Raw genomic sequence first — 19,927 nt, 5'->3', positions numbered from 1 at the left:
GCATGAGCCAGATCGACACCCTCCCCCCCCTGCGCGAGGTCATCGCGACGCATCAGCTGTCCGCCCGTAAATCGCTGGGCCAGAACTTTCTGCTGGATCTCAACCTGACAGCAAAGATCGCCCGCCAGGCCGGCGACCTTACTGGTTGTGATGTGCTTGAGATCGGGCCCGGTCCCGGTGGCCTGACCCGTGGCCTGCTGGCCGAGGGCGCGCGCCGGGTGCTGGCGGTGGAAAAGGACAGCCGCTGCCTGCCGGTGCTGGAGAAGATCGCAGACGCCTATCCCGACCGTTTGCAGGTGATCAATGGCGACGCGCTTGAGATTGACCCGCTGCAATACCTGACGCCGCCGGTGCGGGTGGTAGCCAACCTGCCCTACAACGTCGGTACCGAATTGCTGGTGCGCTGGCTGACGCCAAAAGACTGGCCGCCGTTCTGGCAAAGCCTGACGTTGATGTTCCAGCGCGAGGTGGCCGAACGCATCGTGGCGCAGCCCGGCTCCAAGGCCTATGGGCGGCTCGCCATTCTGGCGCAATGGCGTGCCAAGGCGCAGATCGTACTGTCGCTGCCGCCGGGTGCCTTTACCCCGCCGCCGAAGGTGAGCAGCGCCGTGGTACATCTGGAGGCGCTACCCGAACCGCGCTACCCGGCGGATGCGGCGACCCTGTCGCGTGTTGTGGCTGCGGCCTTCAACCAGCGCCGAAAAATGCTGCGTGCAAGCCTTAAAGGGGTGTCCCCGGATATCGAAGCGCACCTGGAGGCAGCGGGCATCCCCCCAACAGAACGCGCCGAGCAAGTGAGCCTGGAAGCCTTCTGCGCGCTGGCCCGCAGCCTGAAGCCAGTCGCGTAAAACGCCGCCCCTGCGGCAACGCCCTCATTTGACGGTGCTCCAAACCTGTAGCCCAGAGCAAAAGAAAAACCCCGGCCCGCCATCGGCGACCGGGGTTCTCTATTTCGTTCGCAAAAGACCTGAACCACAGGGTGGACGCAGGAACGGGACACATCTGCCCCAATCCCATTGCAGCCCTTACTCAGCGGCTTCCGGAGTGTCTTCTGACGGTTTGGGCTTGGAGCGGCTGCGCGTGGGCTTCTTGGCCGGTTTCTTGGCCTCATCCTCTTTGCCTTCAGCTACGGCCGGTTCTACGACCTCGCCTTGTGCCCCTTCGGGCGCCTTCTTGGCGGCGGGCTTGCGCGGCGCGCGGGGTTTGCGCGGCGCAGATTTCTTCGGCGCGGCCTCGGAACTCGCGCTTTCCGGTGTCTCAACCAGACCGCTGTCCTGATCCTGACCGCCAGCTTCGCGCGGGTCGATCACTTCGGGCTGCGGCGCATCGGCGGGATCAGCTGCGGGTTTAGCCTGAGCCGCTTCGCGTTCCTGACGCTCCATCCGCTCGGCGCGTTCGCGATCACGTTCGGCCTGGCGTTCGCGGTTCTGCCGCTCCTGCTCTTCACGGCGCGCGTCGATTTCCCGCTGCGCTTCGTTCAGAAGGCGCAGGTAATGCTCGGCATGCTGCTGAAAGTTTTCAGCCGCAACGCGGTCATTGCTCAGCTGCGCATCGCGAGCCAGCTGGTTGTACTTGTCTATGATCTGCTGCGGAGTTCCGCGCACCTTGCCCTCGGGACCAGAGCTGTCAAAGACACGATTGACAACATTGGCGCCATTTGCAGGGCGATTTCGGTTCGACTTGGAACGCGAACGTGATTTTGACGATCTCATATGCCTAACGTCAGCCTTGATTGTAAGCGTCGTAGACCCAATCGAGCGCGCCTCAGCGCCGGGTCATCGACATTTTTGGGCTTGATGTCGCCGGGAGGAAAAACGCCCTCACCTTTGTGCGACAGTTTGAGTAACCACTTTAAGCGCCCCCATACAAGAGGCACAGCTTCTTTTTCGACCTTTTTTCTTTCTAAAGTGCGAATTTTCCCATTCGATCCGGCCTAGGCAGGCGCATTCCCGCAAACAACCCGGTCCCGTCCATCAAGATCGGGAAGAACCTGAACCGCCTCCAACCCTGCCGCGCGGAACAGATCCGCGACATCCGCGCCCTGACTTGGGCCGATTTCGACCAGCAGCCGCCCCCCCGGCACAAGATGCTGCATGACACCGGCCAGAATACTGCGATAGGCGCCCAGACCATCGCCGCCATCGGTCAAGGCCATCTGCGGTTCATGGTCCAGAACCTCGGGGTCCAACGCCTCCATTTCAGACCGGGCGATATAGGGCGGGTTGGAAACGATCAGATCGAATGTCCCGCTCACGTTTTGCAACCAATCCGACTGGCGGATATCGGCGCGCTCCGCCACCCGGTGCAGCACCGCATTGGCGCTGGCCTGCAGGCAGGCCGCCTCGCTGAGATCGACGCCAAGCCCAGAGGCATCCTGCTGTTCGGCGAGCAGCGTCACCAGAATGCAGCCCGACCCGGTGCCCAGATCCAGTATCCGTTTGAAGGGGCACGACAGCGCGGCTTCGATCAGGGTTTCGGTTTCCGGGCGCGGGTCCAGAACCTCGCCCGAGACCTTGAAACGGCGACCGTAGAACTCCCGCTCGCCGATTAGATGCGACACAGGAACGCGCACGGCGCGCAGGGCCACAAGTTGCTCATACCGGTCGGCGATCTCAGAAGACAACTCTTCCGGTGCTATCAGTGTAACACGACTCGCTTCGATTCGCGCGGCATGCGCCAAAAGAACCCGTGCATCGCGTGCAGGATCAGGCACGCCGGCCGCCCGCAGCCGCGATGCTGCGGCAGCCATGGCCTGCGCTGCGGTATTTCCCGAATGCGTCACGTCACTGCCCCAGTTCGGCCAGAAGACGCGCCTGATCATCCGCCGTCAGCGCGTCGATGATCTCATCCAGATCGCCCTGCATGATCTGATCCAGCTTATAGAGCGTCAGGTTGATCCGGTGATCCGACATCCGCCCCTGCGGGAAATTATAGGTCCGTATCCGCTCCGAGCGATCGCCCGAGCCGACCTGGCTGGCGCGGCTTTCCGAACGTTCGCTGTCGATGCGCTGGCGCTCCAGATCATAAAGCCGCGTGCGCAGCACCTGCATGGCAATCTCGCGGTTGCGGTGCTGGGATTTTTCCGAGCTGGTGACAACCGTGCCGGTCGGCAAGTGGGTGATCCGCACCGCAGAATCCGTGGTGTTGACGTGCTGCCCCCCCGCGCCGGATGACCGCATGGTGTCGATACGCAGATCGTTCGCATCAATTTTGATGTCGACGTCCTCGGCTTCGGGCAGGACCGCGACGGTGGCCGCCGAAGTGTGAATACGACCTCCGGATTCGGTGACGGGAACCCGTTGCACCCGGTGCACGCCGGATTCATACTTCAGCCGGGCAAAGACATTCTCACCCTTTATATGGGCCACGACTTCCTTGATGCCCCCCAGTTCGGTGGCCTGTTCTTCCAGGATCTCGAACTTCCAGCCGCGCGCCTCGGCATAGCGCTGATACATGCGGAGCAGATCCCCCGCAAAAAGCGCCGCCTCGTCGCCGCCGGTGCCGGGACGGATTTCCAGGATCGCGGGCCGCGCGTCAGCCTTGTCCTTGGGAAGCAGCGACAGCTGCAGCTGATGTTCCGCTTCGGGCAGCGCCGCCTTCAGCGCCGGGATTTCCTCTTCGGCCAGTTCCTTCATATCGGGATCGGCCAGCATGGCTTCGGCCTCGGCCAGATCCGCCACCAGTTTGCGATAGGCCTGCACCTGCTCAACCACCGGCTTCAGATCGGAATATTCCTTGGCCAGGGTCGCAATATCGCCGCCGCTGGCACCATCTGCCATCGCCGCTTCAAGGTATTGAAACCGTTGCAGGATCTGCTCCAGCCGATCTTCGGGTACCATCGGGAACGCCTATTTTGTTCTTGTCATACGGGCCATGGGCCGCCGGGGCGCTTTGGCGCGGGCCGCGCCCTGTGATATGCTAGGGGCATGCATTATACCAGTCTCCTTATCGCAACCGCGCTGATCGGCACCGCCCTGCCCCTGCATGCGGATGTCACCGGTCCGGGCGGCAAGGTGCTCGATTGCTATTGCACCGACAAATCCGGCAGCCGAGTCGAGCTAGGCGAGTTTCGCTGTCTCTCGGTCGATGGGCGCAGCTTCATGGCGCAATGCCAGATGTCCCTGAACGTACCCATGTGGCGCGAGGTCCAGTCGGCCTGCCCTTCGGCCGCGCTGAACGGCGCACAGTTGCCGCAAACCGAAACAGACCACCCGCTGCCAAGGCTTTAGGCGCAAGACCAGCCAAATCGCGCGCACGCCGCACCTTGGTGCGGCGCCCGGCCCAACGGGAGCGGCGCATTTCACAATGCGCCTGCGACGGGCGGGAGCGCCTCCCCCTACTTGTTGAGCATCGCTGCCGGTTGAAAAAACTGCGGGTTTCCTAGTCCACCGCAGCAGTGTCGCCCGCCATCTCCATCTGCGACAACCAATTGTCGATCCGGGCCTTGTTGCTGCCCAGATCGGAGCGGCCAAAGCGCAGCCGAGCGTAGACCTTCAGCAACTCCCCATCCTGCCGGGCCGTGGTGTAATCGGGAAATCCGAACAGCTTGGTCCGGGTAACATAAGTCACCATCTGGTCCTCGACCGAGCCAGCGAGCAATTGCGTGCGCGGCGCCTGCCCGGCGATACGGTCGAACCGGCGCAGCCCGTCCGGGCCTGTGTTCACCACCCGGAAGATACCACCGCGAAATTCCTTGTCCTCGGACAGTTCCGGCTGGGTGTTCCAGTCCAAGGGATCAGAGGGCGCCAACCGGATGAAGCCAAGCACCACAACGACAGCAGCAAGAACGATCCACCCAAGCAGCATAACACGTCCCATCTGGTCTCCCCCCGCCCCGTTTGCTGTCACCGCAGACCGCGGTGCCCTGCGCCGCGGCTGAGGTTGCCTATTTCGTCTTCACACCCGGCAGCACGCACATCAATTCGTACAGCAGGTTCGCCGCTGTCAGCGCCGTGTTGCCCGATGCATCATAGGGCGGCGACACCTCGACCAGATCGCAGCCCACGATATTGAGCCCCTTCAGGGATCGGATCAGCTCCAGCGCCTGCGGTGTCGTCAGCCCGCCGATTTCAGGCGTGCCGGTGCCCGGCGCATAGGCCGGATCAAGACTATCAATATCATAGGTCACGTAGACCGGCCTATTGCCGATATCGCGACGAATTTCCGCACCCATGTTATGCAGCTGCCGCCCCCACAGCTCCTGCGCCGGGAAATGCTGGAAGCCCCAGGACTGCGCCTCGGCAAAATCCTGTGCCGAATAGCCGGTGCCGCGAATGCCGATCTGATAGGTCTTGTCGGGCACGATCAGCCCTTCTTCATAGGCGCGGCGGAAGACGGTGCCATGGGTTTCCTTCTCGCCGAACATCTCGTCGTTGACGTCAGCGTGGGCATCCACATGCACCAGCGCCACGGGACCGAATTTCGCGGCGATGGCGCGCAGGATCGGCAGGGTGATGGAATGATCACCGCCCATGGCAACGGGGATGGCCGAACCGGTCAGGATCGCCGCATAGCTGTCCTGAATGATGCGCAGCGAATCCTTCAGCGAAAAGGTATTGATCGCCAGATCGCCGATATCGGCGATGTTCAGGCTGTCAAAGGGCGCCGCGCCGGTGGCCATGTTATAGGGCCGCAGCATCGCGCTTTCGGAGCGGATCTGTTTCGGGCCAAACCGGGTGCCCGAGCGCCAGGAGGTGCCGATGTCCATCGGAATGCCCAGCACCGCCACGTCCAGCCCTGTCAGCGAGGTCGCCTGCGGCAGCCGCATAAAGGTATTGGGCCCGGAGAACCGCGCCAGATCGTTGCCACTGATGGGTTGATTGAACTCTGCCATTCTCTGCTCAGCCATTCTTCTTTGTCATATTCCAGCCCAGAAGGCAGATGATTTCCATCGCCACATGAGCCCCCGCAATCGCCGTCGCGCCGGTAGTATCGAACGGAGGCGAAACCTCCACCACATCGCCGCCTTTGATGTTGATCCCGGCGATATCACGCAGGATCCGCGCCACCTGCGCCGAGGTCAGCCCGCCCCAGACCGGAGTGCCGGTACCGGGCGCATAAGCCGGGTCCAGCCCGTCGATGTCAAAGGTCAGATAGGTGGGCCGGTCGCCGAGGATGTCCTTGATGCGGCGGGCAGTCTCTGCCGGGCCGATCTCATGCACGGTGGGGGCGTCGATGATATTGACGCCCAGCGTGTCCTCGTTGGTGGTGCGGATGCCCACCTGAACCGAGGTCGCAGGGTCCACGATCCCCGATTTCACCGCCTTATAGAACATGGTGCCGTGATCCACGCGCGAGAAATCATCATCAGCCCAAGTGTCGGTATGGGCATCAAACTGCAACAGCGAGATCGGACCGTATTTCTCGGCATAGGCTTTCAGGATGGGAAAGCTGATGTAGTGATCGCCGCCCAGCGTGACCGAAGCGGTGTCGCTGTCGAGAATGCCCTTGATATGGGCCTGCAGGGTGCCGGGAAAGGCCGTGACATTGGCATAGTCAAAGGCCAGATCGCCGTAATCCGCAATCGCCAGCTCGCTGAGGGGATCAAAGCCCCAGCCATAGGGGGCATCGGGACTTTGCAAGAGGCTCGCTTCGCGGATCGCGCGCGGGCCCAGCCGGGTGCCGGGGCGGTTGGTCACCGCCTGATCAAAGGGCACGCCGGTAACGGCGATATCCGCGGCGCTTAGATCCTTGGTGTAGCGGCGGCGCGCAAAGGACGGTGCCCCGCCAAAGGTGTTCTCATAGCTGAGCCCCTTCAGGTCTTCGCGGGTGAAAGCCTGATCCACCTGGGTCTTTGCGTCTTCCAATGCCATCGGCCTGCCCCGTTACAAGTTGTTAACCCCGTTTCAGCCGGGAATACCCGACTGAAACTATGTTGTCACCTGCTGAGGGTGGTATGAATACCCGCCCTTGCAAGCCAGTCACGCTGCGGGTTGTGCGCGCTCCACCAGACGGGCGAAAAAGGACGCCCCGACGGGTGCGATGGCATCATTAAAGTCATACTTGGGGTGGTGCAGCCCGGCGGTATCGCCTTGGCCGATATACAGATAGGCGCCGGGGCGCGCGTTCAGCATGTAAGAGAAATCCTCGGCCCCCATGTCGCGGGTGGCATCGGGGACAACCCGGTCCTCGCCGACGATTTCGCGCGCGACGCCGACAGCAAAATCCGCCTTGTCCGCATCGTTGATGGTCGCGGGATAGCCGACCTCGTAATCCAGCGTCGCTTCGACGCCGTAAGAGACCGCCTGCCCCGCCACGATCTCCTCCATGCGGCGCATCACCATGTCCTGCACTTCCGGATCAAAGGTGCGGACGGTGCCGTTGATATAGGCCGTGTCGGGAATGACGTTGTCGACGGTGCCGGTATGGATCTGGGTGACCGAGACCACCAGATCCTGAAGCGCATAGTGATTACGGCTGACGATGGTCTGTATCGCCTGGGCAATGCCGCAGGCCGCCATCACCGGATCGCGGGTCTCGTGCGGCATGGCGCCGTGCCCGCCAACCCCCTGAATACGCACATGGAAGGTATCCACCGCCGCCATGATCGGCCCCGGCGTGGTCAGGAAACTGCCCTCGGCCAGCCCCGGCAGATTGTGCAGCGCGTAGACCTCGCCGATGTTGAATTGCTCCATCACGCCTTCTTCTACCATGATACGGGCACCGCCGATGGCCTCTTCGGCGGGTTGGAAGATCAGCGCGACGCGGCCACTGAAATTACGCGTCTCGGCGAGGTATTTCGCTGCGCCCAGCAGCATGGTGGTGTGTCCGTCATGGCCGCAGGCGTGCATGTTGCCCGCGTGGCCCGAGACATATTCGACGCCGGTTTCCTCGGGGATGGGCAGTGCATCCATATCGGCGCGCAGGCCAATCGTCGGCGCATCCGGCGCGTCATGCCCCTGCCCGTTGATGATCGCCACCATGCCGGTCTGGGCGATGCCCTCGTGCAGCTCATCTACACCGAATTCGCGCAGACGCTCGGCCACGAAGGCGGCGGTCTTGGGCAGATCCAGCGCCAGCTCCGGGATCTGGTGCAGATGGCGCCGCCATGCGGTCATATCAGTGGCAAAATCGGCGATGCGGTTGACGACCGGCATGGGGTGGACTCCTTGGTCAGACTCGGGATGATGCATCTGACACCGATCAATAGGCAGCTGCAATGGCCGATACAGAGCTCATCCACGACGAAACCGCCGGAATCGAACGACTTTTAGAAATCATGCGCGCCCTGCGGAATCCCAAAACGGGCTGCCCCTGGGATGTGGCGCAGGATTTCGCCACCATCGCGCCCTATACCATCGAAGAGGCTTATGAGGTCGCCGATGCGATCGAGCGCGAAGCCTGGGACGAACTGAAGGGAGAGCTGGGCGATCTGCTGTTCCAATCCGTCTTTCACGCGCAAATGGCCGAGGAAGCCGGGCATTTCACCTTTCAGGACGTGGTCACCACCATGTCGAACAAGATGGTCAGCCGTCATCCGCATGTCTTTGGTGACGAATCGCGTGATAAATCCCCCGAGCAGCAGACCCGCGACTGGGAGGCGATCAAGGCCGCAGAACGCGCGGGCAAGGCGCAACAGGGCACGCTGGATGGCGTCGCTGTCGGTCTACCCGCACTGCTGCGGGCGCATAAGCTGCAAAAACGCGCCGCCCGGGTGGGTTTCGACTGGCCCGATGCCAGCCACGTGATCGACAAGATCCAGGAAGAGGCCGCCGAACTGGTGGAGGCGCGAGACGAGCTGACACAGGACGCGGTGGAAGAGGAATTCGGCGATCTGATGTTCGTCATGGCCAATCTGGGCCGCCATCTGGGGGTGGAGCCCGAGGCCGCCCTGCGCCGCGCCAACGCAAAATTCATCCGCCGGTTCGAAGGCGTCGAAGCGCGTCTGGCCGATCTGGGCAAACGCCCCGAGGACAGCACGCTTGAAGAGATGGACGCCCTGTGGGATGCCGAAAAGGAAGCCCAGCGCGCCAAAGCCACCTGACCGTGACCAAAAGAGATACAGAAAGACCTTTCATGACCGCACGCAAGATCATCATCGACACGGATCCCGGCCAGGACGATGCCGTTGCCCTGCTGCTGGCGCTGGCCAGCCCCGACGAGCTGGAAGTGCTGGGCATCACCTGCGTCGCTGGCAACGTGCCGCTATCGCTCACGCAGAAGAACGCCCGCATGATCTGCGAAGTCGCCGGGCGCAGTGATGTGCCGGTGCTGGCGGGCTGCGATGCGCCACTGGCCCGGCCGCTGGTGACGGCGGAACATGTGCACGGCAAGACCGGTCTTGATGGCCCCGAGCTGTGGGAGCCCCAACTGCCGCTGACCGACGGGCACGCAGTGGATTTCATCATCCACAACCTGCGCCGCCATGCCCCCGGCTCGGTCACCCTGTGCCCGCTGGGACCGCTGACCAATATCGCGACGGCCTTCAAAAAGGCGCCCGACATCATCGACCGGGTGCAGGAAATCGTGCTGATGGGCGGCGCCTATTTCGAAGTAGGCAATGTCACCCCCGCCGCCGAATTCAACATCTACGTCGACCCCGAGGCGGCTGAGACCGTCTTTACCTCCGGCGTGCCGCTGGTTGTGATGCCGCTGGATGTCACCCACAAGGCGCTGGCAACCCGGCCCCGAGTCGCTGCGATCCGCGCTTTGGATACTCGTGCAGGTCATTTCACCGCCGATATGCTGGACTTCTTTGAACGGTTTGATGTGGCCAAATACGGCTCCGAAGGCGGGCCGCTGCACGATCCCTGCGTCATCGCACATCTGCTGCAACCTGATCTCTTTTCAGGTCGTCACGTGAACGTTCAGGTCGAAACCGGATCGGAGCTGACCCTCGGCATGACTGTCGCCGACTGGTGGGGCGTCACCGACCACGCGCCCAATGCCATGTTCATGGGGGATGTGGACGCGGACGGCTTTTTCGCCCTGATCACCGACCGTCTGGCCCGGCTATGAGCGCCGCCCTGCATCTTGCCAAGCCCGAGCATCTGGGCAAGTTGCTGCCCTTGGTTGCGGCCTGCCACGAGGAGACGGGCCTCGACAGCAGCGCCGAGCAGCGCGAAGCGGCAATCGCGCCGCTGCTGGAGGGCATGCCTTATGGCGCAGTCTATATTATCGGCCCCACCCGTGCGCCCATTGGCTATATCGTGGTCACCTTCAGTTGGTCGGTCGCCTTTGGCGGCATGGACGGCATGGTGGATGAGATCTACATCCGCCCCGCCGTACGCGGCCGCGGCATTGCCACCGAAGTGCTGACAGAATTGCCCAAAACCCTGGCCGAAGCCGGGATCACGGCGCTGCACCTCACCGTCGATCAGGCCAATGAACAGGCACAGCGCCTTTACGCCCGCGCCCGTTTTCAGCCGCGCGAAGGCGAGATACTGATGAGCAAGAGACTCATCCCCTGAGGCCCCAAACAGCGCATCAGGCAGGTTTTCGCCACTTTGGGCGTGTCCTTCGGATTTTTCCCAAAAGTTGATCCAGAACAGATCGGGGCGCTGAAATCGGCGCAATACTCCCCCTCAGACCACTGACAGGAGATGTCCGATGAAAGAAAAACTCACCGCACTCGCCGCTGCTGCCGTTCTAGCCCTGACCGGCTGCGAGAACCTGACCACCGAACAACGCACCGTCGTTGGTGTCACCGGCGGCGCCGCTGCCGGTCTGATCGCCGCCGAGGCGCTGGATGCCAACAAGAACTGGCGCATCATCGCTGCCCTTGCCGGTGCGGCAGCTGGCACCGTGGTGGCCCAGAACCAGGCCACAAACACCTGCGCCTATGCCCGCGGCGACGGCACCTATTACGAAGCGCCCTGCCCCTGATCGCAATCTGACACCGCGCGCCTTGACCGGTGCCCTGACCGGGTGCTAGCGAGGCTTACGCTGAAAAACGCAGGGCCGGTCCGGTTATCCCGGCCCTTGCGGGACGCCGCCCTAAAGCGGCGCCTGCAAGAGTTAGTCAGGCTGGACATCCCTGCCTGAACCCGCAGCAGTCCCCGTCACCGGGGTGCTGCGGTATATCGTGAAATGACCCGTCGCATCCCGTTTACACAGATAGAAAACGGAGTGCGTTCATGCCTCACCCCAAAACGACAGTCATCCTCGCCCAGTTCTTCATCGCTCTGATGATGGCCTTTCTGATGACCGGTATCTTCACCGCCTTTCCCACCGGCTTTGCGCCCGGATGGGTTGGTCTCTGGCTGGGACGGTTCGTGATCGCGATGCCCATCGCCTTTGTCCTGTCGCTGGGCGTCGGCCCACTCGCCTTTTTCCTGGCCAGCCGCCTGATCAGCATCCTGACGCTGTCACGCAGCGCCGGGTGAACCGCCCGCAGGACACGCAAAAGGCCCCGCCGATACCGACGGGGCCTTTCATCAGATCTGTCGCCTGATCCTTACTTCAGGATCGAACGGCCTGCGTATTCGGCCACTTCGCCCAGCACTTCTTCGATGCGGATCAGCTGGTTGTATTTCGCGAGCCGGTCGGAACGCGCCAGCGAGCCGGTCTTGATCTGGCCGCAGTTGGTGGCAACCGCAAGATCAGCAATGGTGGCATCCTCAGTCTCGCCCGAGCGGTGCGACATCACGTTGGTAAAGCCCGCGCGGTGCGCCATGTCGACGGCCCGCAGGGTTTCGGTGAGCGAGCCGATCTGGTTCACCTTCACCAGCATCGAGTTGGCCGAGCCGCGCTGGATGCCTTCGGCCAGACGCGCCGGGTTGGTCACAAACAGATCGTCACCCACCAGCTGCACCTTGTCGCCGATGGCGTCGGTCAGGGCTTTCCAGCCGTCCCAGTCATCTTCGCCCATGCCGTCTTCGATCGAGATGATCGGGTAATCGTTCACCAGCGCCGACAGGTAAGCGACGTTTTCATCGCTCGACAGGGTCTTGCCTTCGCCCGACAGGACGTATTTGCCGTCCTTGTAGTATTCGGTCGCAGCACAATCGAGCGCCAGATAAATGTCCTCACCCGGGCGGTAGCCTGCCTTCTCGATGGACTTCAGAACGAAATCCAGCGCTTCACGAGTCGATGCGATATTGGGAGCAAAGCCGCCCTCGTCGCCGATCCCCGTGCTGAGGCCCGCTGCGGTCAGCTCTTTCTTCAGCGTGTGGAAAACTTCGGCGCCCATGCGCACGGCGTCACGGATATTCTCCGCTGCCACCGGCATGATCATGAATTCCTGAATGTCGATCGGGTTGTCGGCATGTTCGCCGCCGTTGATGATATTCATCATCGGCACCGGCAGAACCCGCGCCGAGGTACCGCCCACATAGCGGAACAGCGGCTGGGTGGTGAAATCGGCAGCCGCCTTGGCCACGGCCAGCGATACGCCCAAGATGGCATTGGCGCCCAGGCGGCCCTTGTTTGCGGTGCCGTCCAGTTCGATCATCGCGCTGTCGATGGCAACCTGCTCGGTCGCGTCAAAGCCGACCAGCTCTTCGGCGATCTCACCGTTGACGGCGGCCACGGCCTCCAGAACGCCCTTGCCCATGTAACGGCTCTTGTCGCCGTCGCGCTTTTCCACTGCTTCATGGGCGCCGGTCGACGCGCCCGAGGGGACAGCGGCGCGGCCCATGGTGCCGTCTTCGAGGATCACATCAACCTCGACGGTCGGGTTGCCCCGGCTGTCAAGGATTTCGCGGGCGTGAATGTCGATAATGGTGCTCATCGGTCGGTTCCTGACTGTGGCAATTGGTTGCCAGCGTCATAACAGCCGAGGGCAGATTGTAAACCGTTTCCGTTATCGCTAACGCGCCTTTATTTCACCGGTTAGGGCTAACAATTCGCTGTTTGCGCCAACAGTTTTGCAGCTGCGGCGATGTGCCTGATCAGGCCGCCGCCGGAACGGCGCGGGCCAGTCGGCGTTCGCGCAGGAAGGTATATAGGCCAGAGGCGATGATCAGCCCGGCCCCGGCCAGGGTCATGGCATCGGGGCGTTCGTTGAACATGATGACGCCCGCCAGCAGCGAAAAGACAAGCCGCGTATAGCGGAAGGGCGTCACAGCCGAGGCATCTCCGACCCGCATCGCCGAAACGATACCGTAGTAACCCAACACACCGAACAGAACGCCGCCCAGCATCATCAGCGTTTCGCCCCCCTCCAGCGCCCGCGCCTCTCCGGGCGTCAGCACCAAGAGCAGCGCCGCCGCCGGAATGACGGCTGCAAAGGCCTGAAAACTGACCACGGTGGAGGGCACGGCACTGTCCATCACACGTGTCAGCAGATCCCGCGCGGCAACCGCCCCAACCGAGACCAGCACCAGCAGGGCAGCAGGCTCAAATCCGCTGAGCCCCGGCCGGATGATCATCAGAACCCCGGCGAAACCAACAAGGATCGCGCTCCAGCGCCGCCAGCCGACCTGCTCACCCAGAAACAGCGCCGCGCCCATAGTGATGACCAAAGGCGTTGCCTGAAACACGGCGGCCACAACGGAAATATCCACCAGCGCCAGCGATGTGGCAAAGCTGACCGCAGCCAGCGCCTCGGTCAGGGCGCGCAGCACCGGCCTCCGGCGCCAGGCGCGCGGGGCAAAGATCCGGTGCCCCTGCAATTTCGCCAGAACTGCAAAGACGCTGCCGCTGCCGAGCCCCAGAAGGATCAGGATCTGCCCTACCGGAAGCCCCTCGGACAGGGTCTTGATGAACATATCCTCCAGGGTGAAGGCTGCCATCGCTCCGATGACCAGAAGAATACCGTTGATGTTGTTCATGCGCGCGCCCTTCCTGTGCCAGGCCCCCGCTATAGGCGCCCTGCAAATCCGGGCATGCCCAGCATTGCCGCCACCGGCAAGCGGTTTCGCGACAGGATGACGCAACATGTTGTGATGTTAATCATCACGCATCGTGATGAATGCGGCTTGTCAGCTCTTTTTTGTCGGCACGCCGTAAAGTTCCAGCTTGTGCCCCTTCAGCTGGTATCCAAGCTTGGCCGCGATCTTTTCCTGCAGCGCTTCGATCTCGGGGTCGCAGAATTCGATCACTTCACCAGTGTTGATGTCGATCAGGTGGTCGTGATGCTCGCGGTCCGCGTCCTCGTAACGGGCGCGGCCGTCGCCAAATTCCAGCCGGTCCAGAATGCCGGCCTCTTCGAACAGCTTTACCGTGCGATATACCGTGGCCAGGGAAATCCCGGCATCCAGCGCGCTGGCCCGGGCGTAGAGCTCCTCCACATCCGGATGATCATCGCTGTCCTGCAGGGCGCGCGCAATCACACGGCGCTGGCCGGTCATACGCAGGCCCTTGGCCTCGCAGCGGGCGATAATCGATTCTGCCATCGCAGTCCTCTCCGTTTCTGGGCTCCCTGTGTAACGAACCAAGCTCGGGGCGCAAACCGTCAAATCACCTGTCGTGCCCATTGACATTCCGGGCCGGGGCCTCCATTTGGGCGTCAGGCATCCATCCCTGCCGCGTGAGCAGAGACGGCCCGGTTGCACCTGAGGTGCAGGCATTTCCCGGCGTCTTAGTGATATGCCCGTGTTCCCAAAATCACGCGTGGGGCGTTTGCAGAGGCCAGCGGCCTGGCATCCGGCCAGCCCCCGCCCGAGGTCCCTGCCCCACCCATCTCCGCAATCCGGGACGCGGTCCCGGAGCTGCGGCACCGGTCTTTTGCGTGATGCAAAGGCCGCGAAAGGACGACAAGTGACTGAATTTTCGACTATGGGGCTGCCGCAGCAGCTTCTCGCCCGCCTTGATGACATGGGTCTGAAGGATCCGACCCCGATTCAGGCGCGCGCCATTCCCCATGCCCTGAACGGCGAGGACGTACTAGGTTTGGCCCAGACCGGTACCGGCAAGACCGCCGCCTTTGGCATTCCGCTGATCACCCGCATGCAGGACTATGGCCGCAAACCGGCGGCCAAGACCGTGCGCGGTCTGGTTCTGGCGCCGACCCGCGAACTGGCCAACCAGATCGCCGCGACCCTCAAAGGGCTGACCGAAGGCTCCCCGATGAAGATCGGCCTGGTGGTCGGCGGTGTTTCGATCAACCCGCAGATCCAGCGTATTGCCCGCGGCACCGATATTCTGGTGGCCACCCCCGGCCGCCTGCTGGACATTCTGGACCGTAACGCGCTGGATCTTGGCTCCTGCGACTTCCTGGTGCTGGACGAGGCCGACCAGATGCTGGACCTCGGGTTCATCCACGCCCTGCGCAAGATCTCGGCCCTGCTGCCGGAAGAGCGCCAGACCATGCTGTTCTCTGCCACCATGCCGAAACAGATGAACGAGATCGCCAACTCCTACCTGCAGCGCCCGGTGCGCATCGAAGTGACCCCTCCGGGCAAACCGGCGGCCAAGGTCACCCAATCGGTGCATTTCATCGCCAAGGCAGAAAAGCTGAGCCTGCTGAAAGAGCTGCTGACCGAGCACAAGGACGAGCGCACGCTGGTCTTTGGCCGCACCAAACACGGCATGGAAAAGCTGATGCGGGTGCTGGACAAGGCGGGTTTTGCCGCCGCGGCGATCCACGGCAACAAGAGCCAGGGCCAGCGCGAACGTGCCCTTGCCGCCTTCAAGTCCGGTGAGATCAAGGTGCTGGTGGCCACCGATGTGGCGGCGCGGGGTCTGGATATCCCGGACGTGAAATACGTCTACAACTACGAACTGCCCAACGTGCCGGATGCCTATGTGCACCGCATCGGCCGCACCGCACGCGCGGGCAAGGACGGTCAGGCCGTCGCATTCTGCGCACCGGACGAGATGGATGAGCTGAAGGCGATCCAGAAGACCATGAAGATCACCATTCCGGTCGCCTCGGGCCGCCCGTGGGAGGTGCTGCCCGATCCGGCAGCGCCCAAGGGGCGTCGTGGCGGCCCGGGTGGCGGCGGCAAACCCGGCGGCGGCGGACGCCCCGGTGGCAACCGTCGGCGTCGTGGCGGCGGCGGGGGCCGCGGTGGCCAGGGTCAAAGCGGCGGTCAAGGTGGCAGCGGCCAGGGCAACGGACAAGGCGGCCAGCGCCGTCGCTCCAGCTAAGCCAAAGCTGCTAACAGATCAGAAGAATCGGAAGCCGCCGCGCCATTGCGTGGCGGTTTTCTTTGTGCGGCGGATGCCTAACCGGCGCGCCGCAGATCCGCCCAGACCGGCAGGTGGTCCGAGGCAATGTGCGCTGGCTGCGCCTGATGCACCCCAGCCCGCACCACCTCCAGACCTGTGCTATGGGCAATTCGGTCCAGCGCGCCAAGCGGTCGCAGCGCCGGAAAGCTAGGTGCAGGCGGCAGGAACCGCATCATTGGCGCCAGCCGGTCCAGAACCGAGCTGCGCGACCAGTCGTTGAAATCACCGCCCCAGACCGTCGGCATATCGGTCCATTTCGCGCTGTGTTGTGCCAGATGCCGCACCTGCGCCCGCCGCGCCCGCCCGGTGAGCCCCAGGTGCGCGCCAACCACCCGCAAGGGGCCGATGGGGGTGTCAAAGGCCGCCCAGACCGCGCCGCGCGGCTCCAGGCCTGGCAGGTCGATGTGGCCCTTGTCGCGCAGGGAAATGCCCTGGCCCTTCCAGATCACCGCATTGCCGTGCCAGCCCAGCGATCCGGCACCGCCCAGATCCACATCCTGCCAACCCGCCTCGTTCAGAACGAAATGCGGCAGCGCCGCGGGCCGGGGCGGCAGACGCTTGTCCGCCTCCTGCAACAGCACGATCCGCGCGCCCATGTCCTCCAGCACGTTCAGGATACGGCGTGGCTGGCGGCGCAGATCCAGACCAACGCATTTCTGAATGTTGTAACTGGCCAGACGCAGGGTGGTCTCGGGCATGGGGGCTCCTTTCCCAGCCAGTGTTCATCGCCCGCACAGCCGGTGCAAGCCAAGATCGCCTTGCCTGCGTCAAGGCGCGCACGATTGCAGCCGATTTTGGCGAAACGTCTTGCTTGACAGTCCGTTACCTCCCGGTGCTGATGCGCCCATGACAGAAAAGAGATCCATGGACGCCGCGGGCGCCCTTGCCCTGACCGGCTTTGCCGCCCTTCTTGGCTTCAATCAGGTTGTTATCAAGATCGCCAACGGTGGCTTTGGCCCGGTGTTCCAGGCCGGGCTGCGCTCGCTCATCGCGCTGGCGGTGATCCTCATCTGGGTCTGGCTGCGCCGCTCCCGGCTGCGACCCGAAGGCGGCATGCCAGCGGGCATTCACGGCTGGGGCATCGTGGTGGGCCTCTTATTCACTGGTGAATTCATCTGCCTGTTCTGGGCGCTGGATGTCTCATCGGTGTCACGGGTGACGATCATTTTCAACTCGATGCCCGTGTGGCTGGCGCTGGCCGCGCATCTGTGGCTGCCGGGAGAGCGACTGAGCGGGTTGCGCGTTGTTGGCCTGGTGCTGGCGATGGGCGGTGTGGTTCTGGCGGTGCTGGACCGGGATGCCAGCGGCGCTTCGGTTCTGGGCGATGTGCTGGCGCTGATCTCGACGCTGTGCTGGGCCGGGCTGGCCTTCTGCGTGCGGGCAACGCCCTTGTCGCGGGTGCCCGCGGTGACGCAGCTGGTCTACCAACTGGCGGTCTCGGCCGTGCTGTTGCTGGCGCTGTCGCCGCTTTTCGGGCCGCTGCTGCGCGCACCCGAGCCGATCCATATCGCAGGCGTGCTGTTTCAGGCCATTGCGATTGCCAGCCTCGGATACCTGCTGTGGTTCTGGCTGTTCACCATCTACAAGGCCGGGTCGGTTGCCTCCTTCAGCTTCCTGTCGCCGGTGCTGGCGGTGGTGATGGGTTGGCTGATCCTTGGCGAGAGACTATCTTATGAGGTCTGGCTTGCACTGGCGCTGGTGGCGGCAGGCGTCTTCCTGATCAACCGCCCCGACAAACGCACCACAATCGGATAAGCAAGCTCTCCCGCCCGTCGCGGAGGCATCACAGATGTATCCGCTCCCGTTGGGTCTGGCGCGCCATGGCGCGCGCGCCGTGCGCAGCACGGCGCCGGGCCCAAGGGGGAGAGCGCCTCCGCAAGGAGGCCGAGCCCGCGCGGGAGCGCGGCCCCTGCTTCTCTGCCTTAGGTGCCGCAGAAGGTTGCTGCGACCACCTCTTCAGGGCGCGGCGGGTTTTTCAGCTCCGCGTGCTCTGGCTGATCCTCAAAGGGGCGCGCCAGCACCAGATTGAGCCGTTCAAACGGCGCCATGTCGCCATCGACCGCGGCCGCTATCATCTCTTCGATACGGTGGTTGCGCGGTATGAAGGCCGGGTTGATCTGCCGCATCAGCGCCTCGGGGTTTTCCTCTGTCTCAAGCCGCTGCCGCCAGCCCATCGCCCAGCTGTCAAAGGCCGCAGGGTCAAGGAACTGGTCACTGGCATTCTCACCAGCTAGCGCCCGGAAGGCGTTGGTGAAATCCGCCTGACCCGCCGCCATGCGCTCCAGCAGATCCTCGATCAGCGCCATATCGCCCTCTTGCGGCCTGGCGATGCCGACCTTTGCGGCAAAGCGGCTGAGCCATTCGCGCTCGATCACCCCCGGCATGGCATGCACGATCTCGGTGGCTTCCTCCACACCCGCCTGCGGATCGTCCAGCTGCTGGATCAACGCCGTGGCCAGCTGCGCCAGGTTCCAGACGATTATTCCCGGCTGGTTGTCATAAGCATATCGCCCCATCCGGTCGATCGAACTGAAGACCTGCGAAGGGTTGTACGTATCCATGAAGGCGCAGGGGCCGTAATCGATCGTCTCGCCCGAAATGGCGCAGTTGTCGGTATTCATCACGCCGTGGATAAAGCCCACCGACATCCATTGCGCCACCAGCCGCGCCTGCGCATCGCGCACCGCGCGCAACAGGCCCATGGGGCCCTGGGCATCCGGGTAGTGCCGATCAATGGCGTATTGCGTCAGCCGCTGCAGCGCCGCGACATCACCGCGCGCAGCAAAGATCTGGAAGGTTCCCACCCGCAGATGGCTTGCCGCCACCCGTGTCAGCACCGCGCCGGGCTTGGCACCCTCGCGCCAGACGGGATCGCCGGTTTCCACAGCAGCCAGCGCCCGGGTGGTGGGGATGCCAAGCGCATGCATCGCCTCGGACACCACATATTCCCGCAACACAGGCCCCAGCCACGCGCGCCCGTCGCCTTGACGCGAATAGGGGGTACGGCCTGAGCCTTTGAGCTGGATATCCCGGCGCTTGCCGTCGCTGCCAATGGTTTCGCCCAAAAGGATCGCGCGCCCATCCCCCAGCTGCGGATTGAAATTGCCGAACTGATGCCCGGCATAAAGCTGCGCCAGCGGATCGGCCCCCTCGGGGATGCGGTTGCCGCCGAACACCTCGGCCATCTCCGGCAGATCGCCCGGGGTGATGCCCATGAGCTGTGCCAGATCGTTGTTGAAGGCAAGCAGGCGGGGCGCGGACACCGGTTCCGGCGCCTGTTTGCTGTAGAACTGAGGCGCAAGCTGCGCGTATGTGTTGTCAAAGGGGATGTGCAATGTCATGGCCCAAACATATGCGGCAAGCCACGGATTGCCAGATCAAACAGGTACAGACAGCAGGAAAGAGGCGCGGATGACGGCGGATCAGATCATCGAACAGCTGAAACTGGAACCCCACCCCGAGGGCGGCTGGTACCGGCAGACCTGGGTTGCCGAGAACGAGGGTCGCCCCACCGGCACTTGCATCTATTTTCTGCTCAAAGCGGGTGAGGCCAGCCACTGGCACCGCGTCGATGCGGCCGAGATCTGGCTGTATCACGCAGGCGCGCCGCTGGTGCTGTCGCTGTCCGAAACAGATGAAGGCCCCGCCACAGATCACCTTTTGACCCCGGATCTGACGAAGGGCGCGCCGCAGCTGATCGTGCCCACAGGCCACTGGCAGGCTGCCCGCACGAGCGGAGACTATACGCTGGTCAGTTGCACCGTATCACCTGGGTTCCAGTTCGAAGGCTTTGAGCTGGCCGCGCCAGAATTTGATATTCCGCGCGCATAACCCTTTGGCGCGCCCCTCTGACACGGCCGCAAGGCCGGGTCGC

The 19,927-nt window shown here is 63.3% G+C and carries 22 protein-coding genes; 10 read left to right on the top strand and 12 right to left on the bottom strand.

Translation table 11 applies throughout. The features are described 5' to 3' along the window. The first annotated feature begins 2 nt into the window (after positions 1-2). Entirely contained in the window at positions 3-848 is an 846-nt protein-coding gene (gene rsmA, locus JL2886_RS18110; protein WP_065273275.1) for a 16S rRNA (adenine(1518)-N(6)/adenine(1519)-N(6))-dimethyltransferase RsmA, read from the top strand. Between the two features lie 177 nt (positions 849-1,025). On the opposite strand, the gene JL2886_RS18105 is transcribed toward rsmA, so the two are convergent. From JL2886_RS18105 to prfA, 3 genes are all read right to left on the bottom strand, one after another. Beyond that, a complete protein-coding gene (locus JL2886_RS18105; protein WP_065273274.1) occupies positions 1,026-1,712 on the bottom strand; it encodes a DUF4167 domain-containing protein in 687 nt (228 codons plus the stop codon). 221 nt (positions 1,713-1,933) lie between these two features. Next, positions 1,934-2,749: a peptide chain release factor N(5)-glutamine methyltransferase gene (gene prmC, locus JL2886_RS18100; RefSeq protein ID WP_082996180.1), complete on the bottom strand. Its 816-nt coding sequence runs from the start codon at positions 2,747-2,749 to the stop codon at positions 1,934-1,936. 34 nt (positions 2,750-2,783) lie between these two features. Next, positions 2,784-3,839, bottom strand: coding sequence for a peptide chain release factor 1 (prfA, locus tag JL2886_RS18095; RefSeq protein WP_065273272.1), 1,056 nt, complete (start codon positions 3,837-3,839; stop codon positions 2,784-2,786). 87 nt (positions 3,840-3,926) lie between these two features. Here prfA and JL2886_RS18090 point away from each other — a divergent pair, with 87 nt between their 5' ends. Then, entirely contained in the window at positions 3,927-4,229 is a 303-nt protein-coding gene (locus JL2886_RS18090; RefSeq protein ID WP_065273271.1) for a hypothetical protein, read from the top strand. 151 nt (positions 4,230-4,380) lie between these two features. Here JL2886_RS18090 and JL2886_RS18085 read toward each other — a convergent pair whose 3' ends face one another. From JL2886_RS18085 to JL2886_RS18070, 4 genes are all read right to left on the bottom strand, one after another. Continuing rightward, complete coding sequence (locus JL2886_RS18085) at positions 4,381-4,818, bottom strand: DUF1499 domain-containing protein (RefSeq protein ID WP_065273270.1); 438 nt, start codon at positions 4,816-4,818, stop codon at positions 4,381-4,383. 67 nt (positions 4,819-4,885) lie between these two features. After that, positions 4,886-5,833: an agmatinase gene (gene speB / locus JL2886_RS18080; protein WP_065273269.1), complete on the bottom strand. Its 948-nt coding sequence runs from the start codon at positions 5,831-5,833 to the stop codon at positions 4,886-4,888. A 7-nt stretch (positions 5,834-5,840) separates the two neighbouring features. Beyond that, a complete protein-coding gene (speB, locus tag JL2886_RS18075) occupies positions 5,841-6,812 on the bottom strand; it encodes an agmatinase (protein WP_065273268.1) in 972 nt (323 codons plus the stop codon). A gap of 108 nt (positions 6,813-6,920) precedes the next feature. Then, on the bottom strand, positions 6,921-8,096 hold the full coding sequence (locus JL2886_RS18070; protein ID WP_065273267.1) for a M20 aminoacylase family protein: 1,176 nt from the start codon (positions 8,094-8,096) through the stop codon (positions 6,921-6,923). 62 nt (positions 8,097-8,158) lie between these two features. Between JL2886_RS18070 and mazG the strand changes: the two genes are divergently transcribed. From mazG to JL2886_RS18045, 5 genes are all read left to right on the top strand, one after another. After that, a complete protein-coding gene (gene mazG / locus JL2886_RS18065; protein WP_065273266.1) occupies positions 8,159-8,983 on the top strand; it encodes a nucleoside triphosphate pyrophosphohydrolase in 825 nt (274 codons plus the stop codon). Between the two features lie 32 nt (positions 8,984-9,015). Further along, entirely contained in the window at positions 9,016-9,957 is a 942-nt protein-coding gene (locus JL2886_RS18060; protein WP_065273265.1) for a nucleoside hydrolase, read from the top strand. Next, on the top strand, positions 9,954-10,409 hold the full coding sequence (locus JL2886_RS18055) for a GNAT family N-acetyltransferase (protein WP_065273264.1): 456 nt from the start codon (positions 9,954-9,956) through the stop codon (positions 10,407-10,409). Before JL2886_RS18060 ends, JL2886_RS18055 begins: the two co-directional genes overlap by 4 nt. 139 nt (positions 10,410-10,548) lie before the next feature. Then, a complete protein-coding gene (locus tag JL2886_RS18050) occupies positions 10,549-10,824 on the top strand; it encodes a glycine zipper 2TM domain-containing protein (RefSeq protein WP_065273263.1) in 276 nt (91 codons plus the stop codon). Between the two features lie 251 nt (positions 10,825-11,075). Further along, on the top strand, positions 11,076-11,324 hold the full coding sequence (locus tag JL2886_RS18045; protein WP_065273262.1) for a DUF2798 domain-containing protein: 249 nt from the start codon (positions 11,076-11,078) through the stop codon (positions 11,322-11,324). A gap of 71 nt (positions 11,325-11,395) precedes the next feature. On the opposite strand, the gene eno is transcribed toward JL2886_RS18045, so the two are convergent. From eno to JL2886_RS18030, 3 genes are all read right to left on the bottom strand, one after another. Further along, entirely contained in the window at positions 11,396-12,670 is a 1,275-nt protein-coding gene (gene eno, locus JL2886_RS18040) for a phosphopyruvate hydratase (protein ID WP_065273261.1), read from the bottom strand. A gap of 160 nt (positions 12,671-12,830) precedes the next feature. Further along, a complete protein-coding gene (locus JL2886_RS18035; protein WP_065273260.1) occupies positions 12,831-13,712 on the bottom strand; it encodes a DMT family transporter in 882 nt (293 codons plus the stop codon). 150 nt (positions 13,713-13,862) lie between these two features. Next, positions 13,863-14,276 (bottom strand): Fur family transcriptional regulator, encoded by a 414-nt coding sequence (locus JL2886_RS18030; protein ID WP_065273259.1) that lies wholly within the window; start codon positions 14,274-14,276, stop codon positions 13,863-13,865. Between the two features lie 364 nt (positions 14,277-14,640). Between JL2886_RS18030 and JL2886_RS18025 the strand changes: the two genes are divergently transcribed. Further along, entirely contained in the window at positions 14,641-15,972 is a 1,332-nt protein-coding gene (locus tag JL2886_RS18025; protein WP_065273258.1) for a DEAD/DEAH box helicase, read from the top strand. A gap of 77 nt (positions 15,973-16,049) precedes the next feature. Here JL2886_RS18025 and JL2886_RS18020 read toward each other — a convergent pair whose 3' ends face one another. Continuing rightward, positions 16,050-16,751 (bottom strand): endonuclease/exonuclease/phosphatase family protein, encoded by a 702-nt coding sequence (locus JL2886_RS18020; protein WP_065273257.1) that lies wholly within the window; start codon positions 16,749-16,751, stop codon positions 16,050-16,052. 148 nt (positions 16,752-16,899) lie between these two features. Between JL2886_RS18020 and JL2886_RS18015 the strand changes: the two genes are divergently transcribed. After that, positions 16,900-17,808 carry a DMT family transporter gene (locus JL2886_RS18015; RefSeq protein WP_065273256.1) on the top strand — a complete coding sequence of 303 codons (909 nt, stop codon included), beginning with the start codon at positions 16,900-16,902 and terminating at the stop codon, positions 17,806-17,808. Positions 17,809-17,975: 167 nt separating this feature from the next. Here JL2886_RS18015 and JL2886_RS18010 read toward each other — a convergent pair whose 3' ends face one another. Next, on the bottom strand, positions 17,976-19,394 hold the full coding sequence (locus JL2886_RS18010; protein WP_065273255.1) for a protein adenylyltransferase SelO: 1,419 nt from the start codon (positions 19,392-19,394) through the stop codon (positions 17,976-17,978). Positions 19,395-19,464: 70 nt separating this feature from the next. Here JL2886_RS18010 and JL2886_RS18005 point away from each other — a divergent pair, with 70 nt between their 5' ends. After that, positions 19,465-19,884: a cupin domain-containing protein gene (locus JL2886_RS18005; protein WP_065273254.1), complete on the top strand. Its 420-nt coding sequence runs from the start codon at positions 19,465-19,467 to the stop codon at positions 19,882-19,884. Positions 19,885-19,927 lie beyond the last annotated feature (43 nt).

This window comes from Phaeobacter gallaeciensis, from assembly GCF_001678945.1.
GTDB classification, from domain to species: Bacteria; Pseudomonadota; Alphaproteobacteria; order Rhodobacterales; family Rhodobacteraceae; genus Phycobacter; species Phycobacter gallaeciensis_A.
The sequence above is the reverse complement of the archived record's forward strand: the minus strand, read 5'-3'. Positions and strand labels throughout refer to the sequence as shown.

Coding starts and splice junctions, on each gene's coding strand:
- rsmA (WP_065273275.1), top strand. CDS start 3: ATGAGCCAGATCGACACCCTCCCCCCCCTGCGCGAGGTCATCGCGACG.
- JL2886_RS18105 (WP_065273274.1), bottom strand. CDS start 1,712: ATGAGATCGTCAAAATCACGTTCGCGTTCCAAGTCGAACCGAAATCGC.
- prmC (WP_082996180.1), bottom strand. CDS start 2,749: ATGGCTGCCGCAGCATCGCGGCTGCGGGCGGCCGGCGTGCCTGATCCT.
- prfA (WP_065273272.1), bottom strand. CDS start 3,839: ATGGTACCCGAAGATCGGCTGGAGCAGATCCTGCAACGGTTTCAATAC.
- JL2886_RS18090 (WP_065273271.1), top strand. CDS start 3,927: ATGCATTATACCAGTCTCCTTATCGCAACCGCGCTGATCGGCACCGCC.
- JL2886_RS18085 (WP_065273270.1), bottom strand. CDS start 4,818: ATGGGACGTGTTATGCTGCTTGGGTGGATCGTTCTTGCTGCTGTCGTT.
- speB (WP_065273269.1), bottom strand. CDS start 5,833: ATGGCAGAGTTCAATCAACCCATCAGTGGCAACGATCTGGCGCGGTTC.
- speB (WP_065273268.1), bottom strand. CDS start 6,812: ATGGCATTGGAAGACGCAAAGACCCAGGTGGATCAGGCTTTCACCCGC.
- JL2886_RS18070 (WP_065273267.1), bottom strand. CDS start 8,096: ATGCCGGTCGTCAACCGCATCGCCGATTTTGCCACTGATATGACCGCA.
- mazG (WP_065273266.1), top strand. CDS start 8,159: ATGGCCGATACAGAGCTCATCCACGACGAAACCGCCGGAATCGAACGA.
- JL2886_RS18060 (WP_065273265.1), top strand. CDS start 9,016: ATGACCGCACGCAAGATCATCATCGACACGGATCCCGGCCAGGACGAT.
- JL2886_RS18055 (WP_065273264.1), top strand. CDS start 9,954: ATGAGCGCCGCCCTGCATCTTGCCAAGCCCGAGCATCTGGGCAAGTTG.
- JL2886_RS18050 (WP_065273263.1), top strand. CDS start 10,549: ATGAAAGAAAAACTCACCGCACTCGCCGCTGCTGCCGTTCTAGCCCTG.
- JL2886_RS18045 (WP_065273262.1), top strand. CDS start 11,076: ATGCCTCACCCCAAAACGACAGTCATCCTCGCCCAGTTCTTCATCGCT.
- eno (WP_065273261.1), bottom strand. CDS start 12,670: ATGAGCACCATTATCGACATTCACGCCCGCGAAATCCTTGACAGCCGG.
- JL2886_RS18035 (WP_065273260.1), bottom strand. CDS start 13,712: ATGAACAACATCAACGGTATTCTTCTGGTCATCGGAGCGATGGCAGCC.
- JL2886_RS18030 (WP_065273259.1), bottom strand. CDS start 14,276: ATGGCAGAATCGATTATCGCCCGCTGCGAGGCCAAGGGCCTGCGTATG.
- JL2886_RS18020 (WP_065273257.1), bottom strand. CDS start 16,751: ATGCCCGAGACCACCCTGCGTCTGGCCAGTTACAACATTCAGAAATGC.
- JL2886_RS18015 (WP_065273256.1), top strand. CDS start 16,900: ATGACAGAAAAGAGATCCATGGACGCCGCGGGCGCCCTTGCCCTGACC.
- JL2886_RS18010 (WP_065273255.1), bottom strand. CDS start 19,394: ATGACATTGCACATCCCCTTTGACAACACATACGCGCAGCTTGCGCCT.
- JL2886_RS18005 (WP_065273254.1), top strand. CDS start 19,465: ATGACGGCGGATCAGATCATCGAACAGCTGAAACTGGAACCCCACCCC.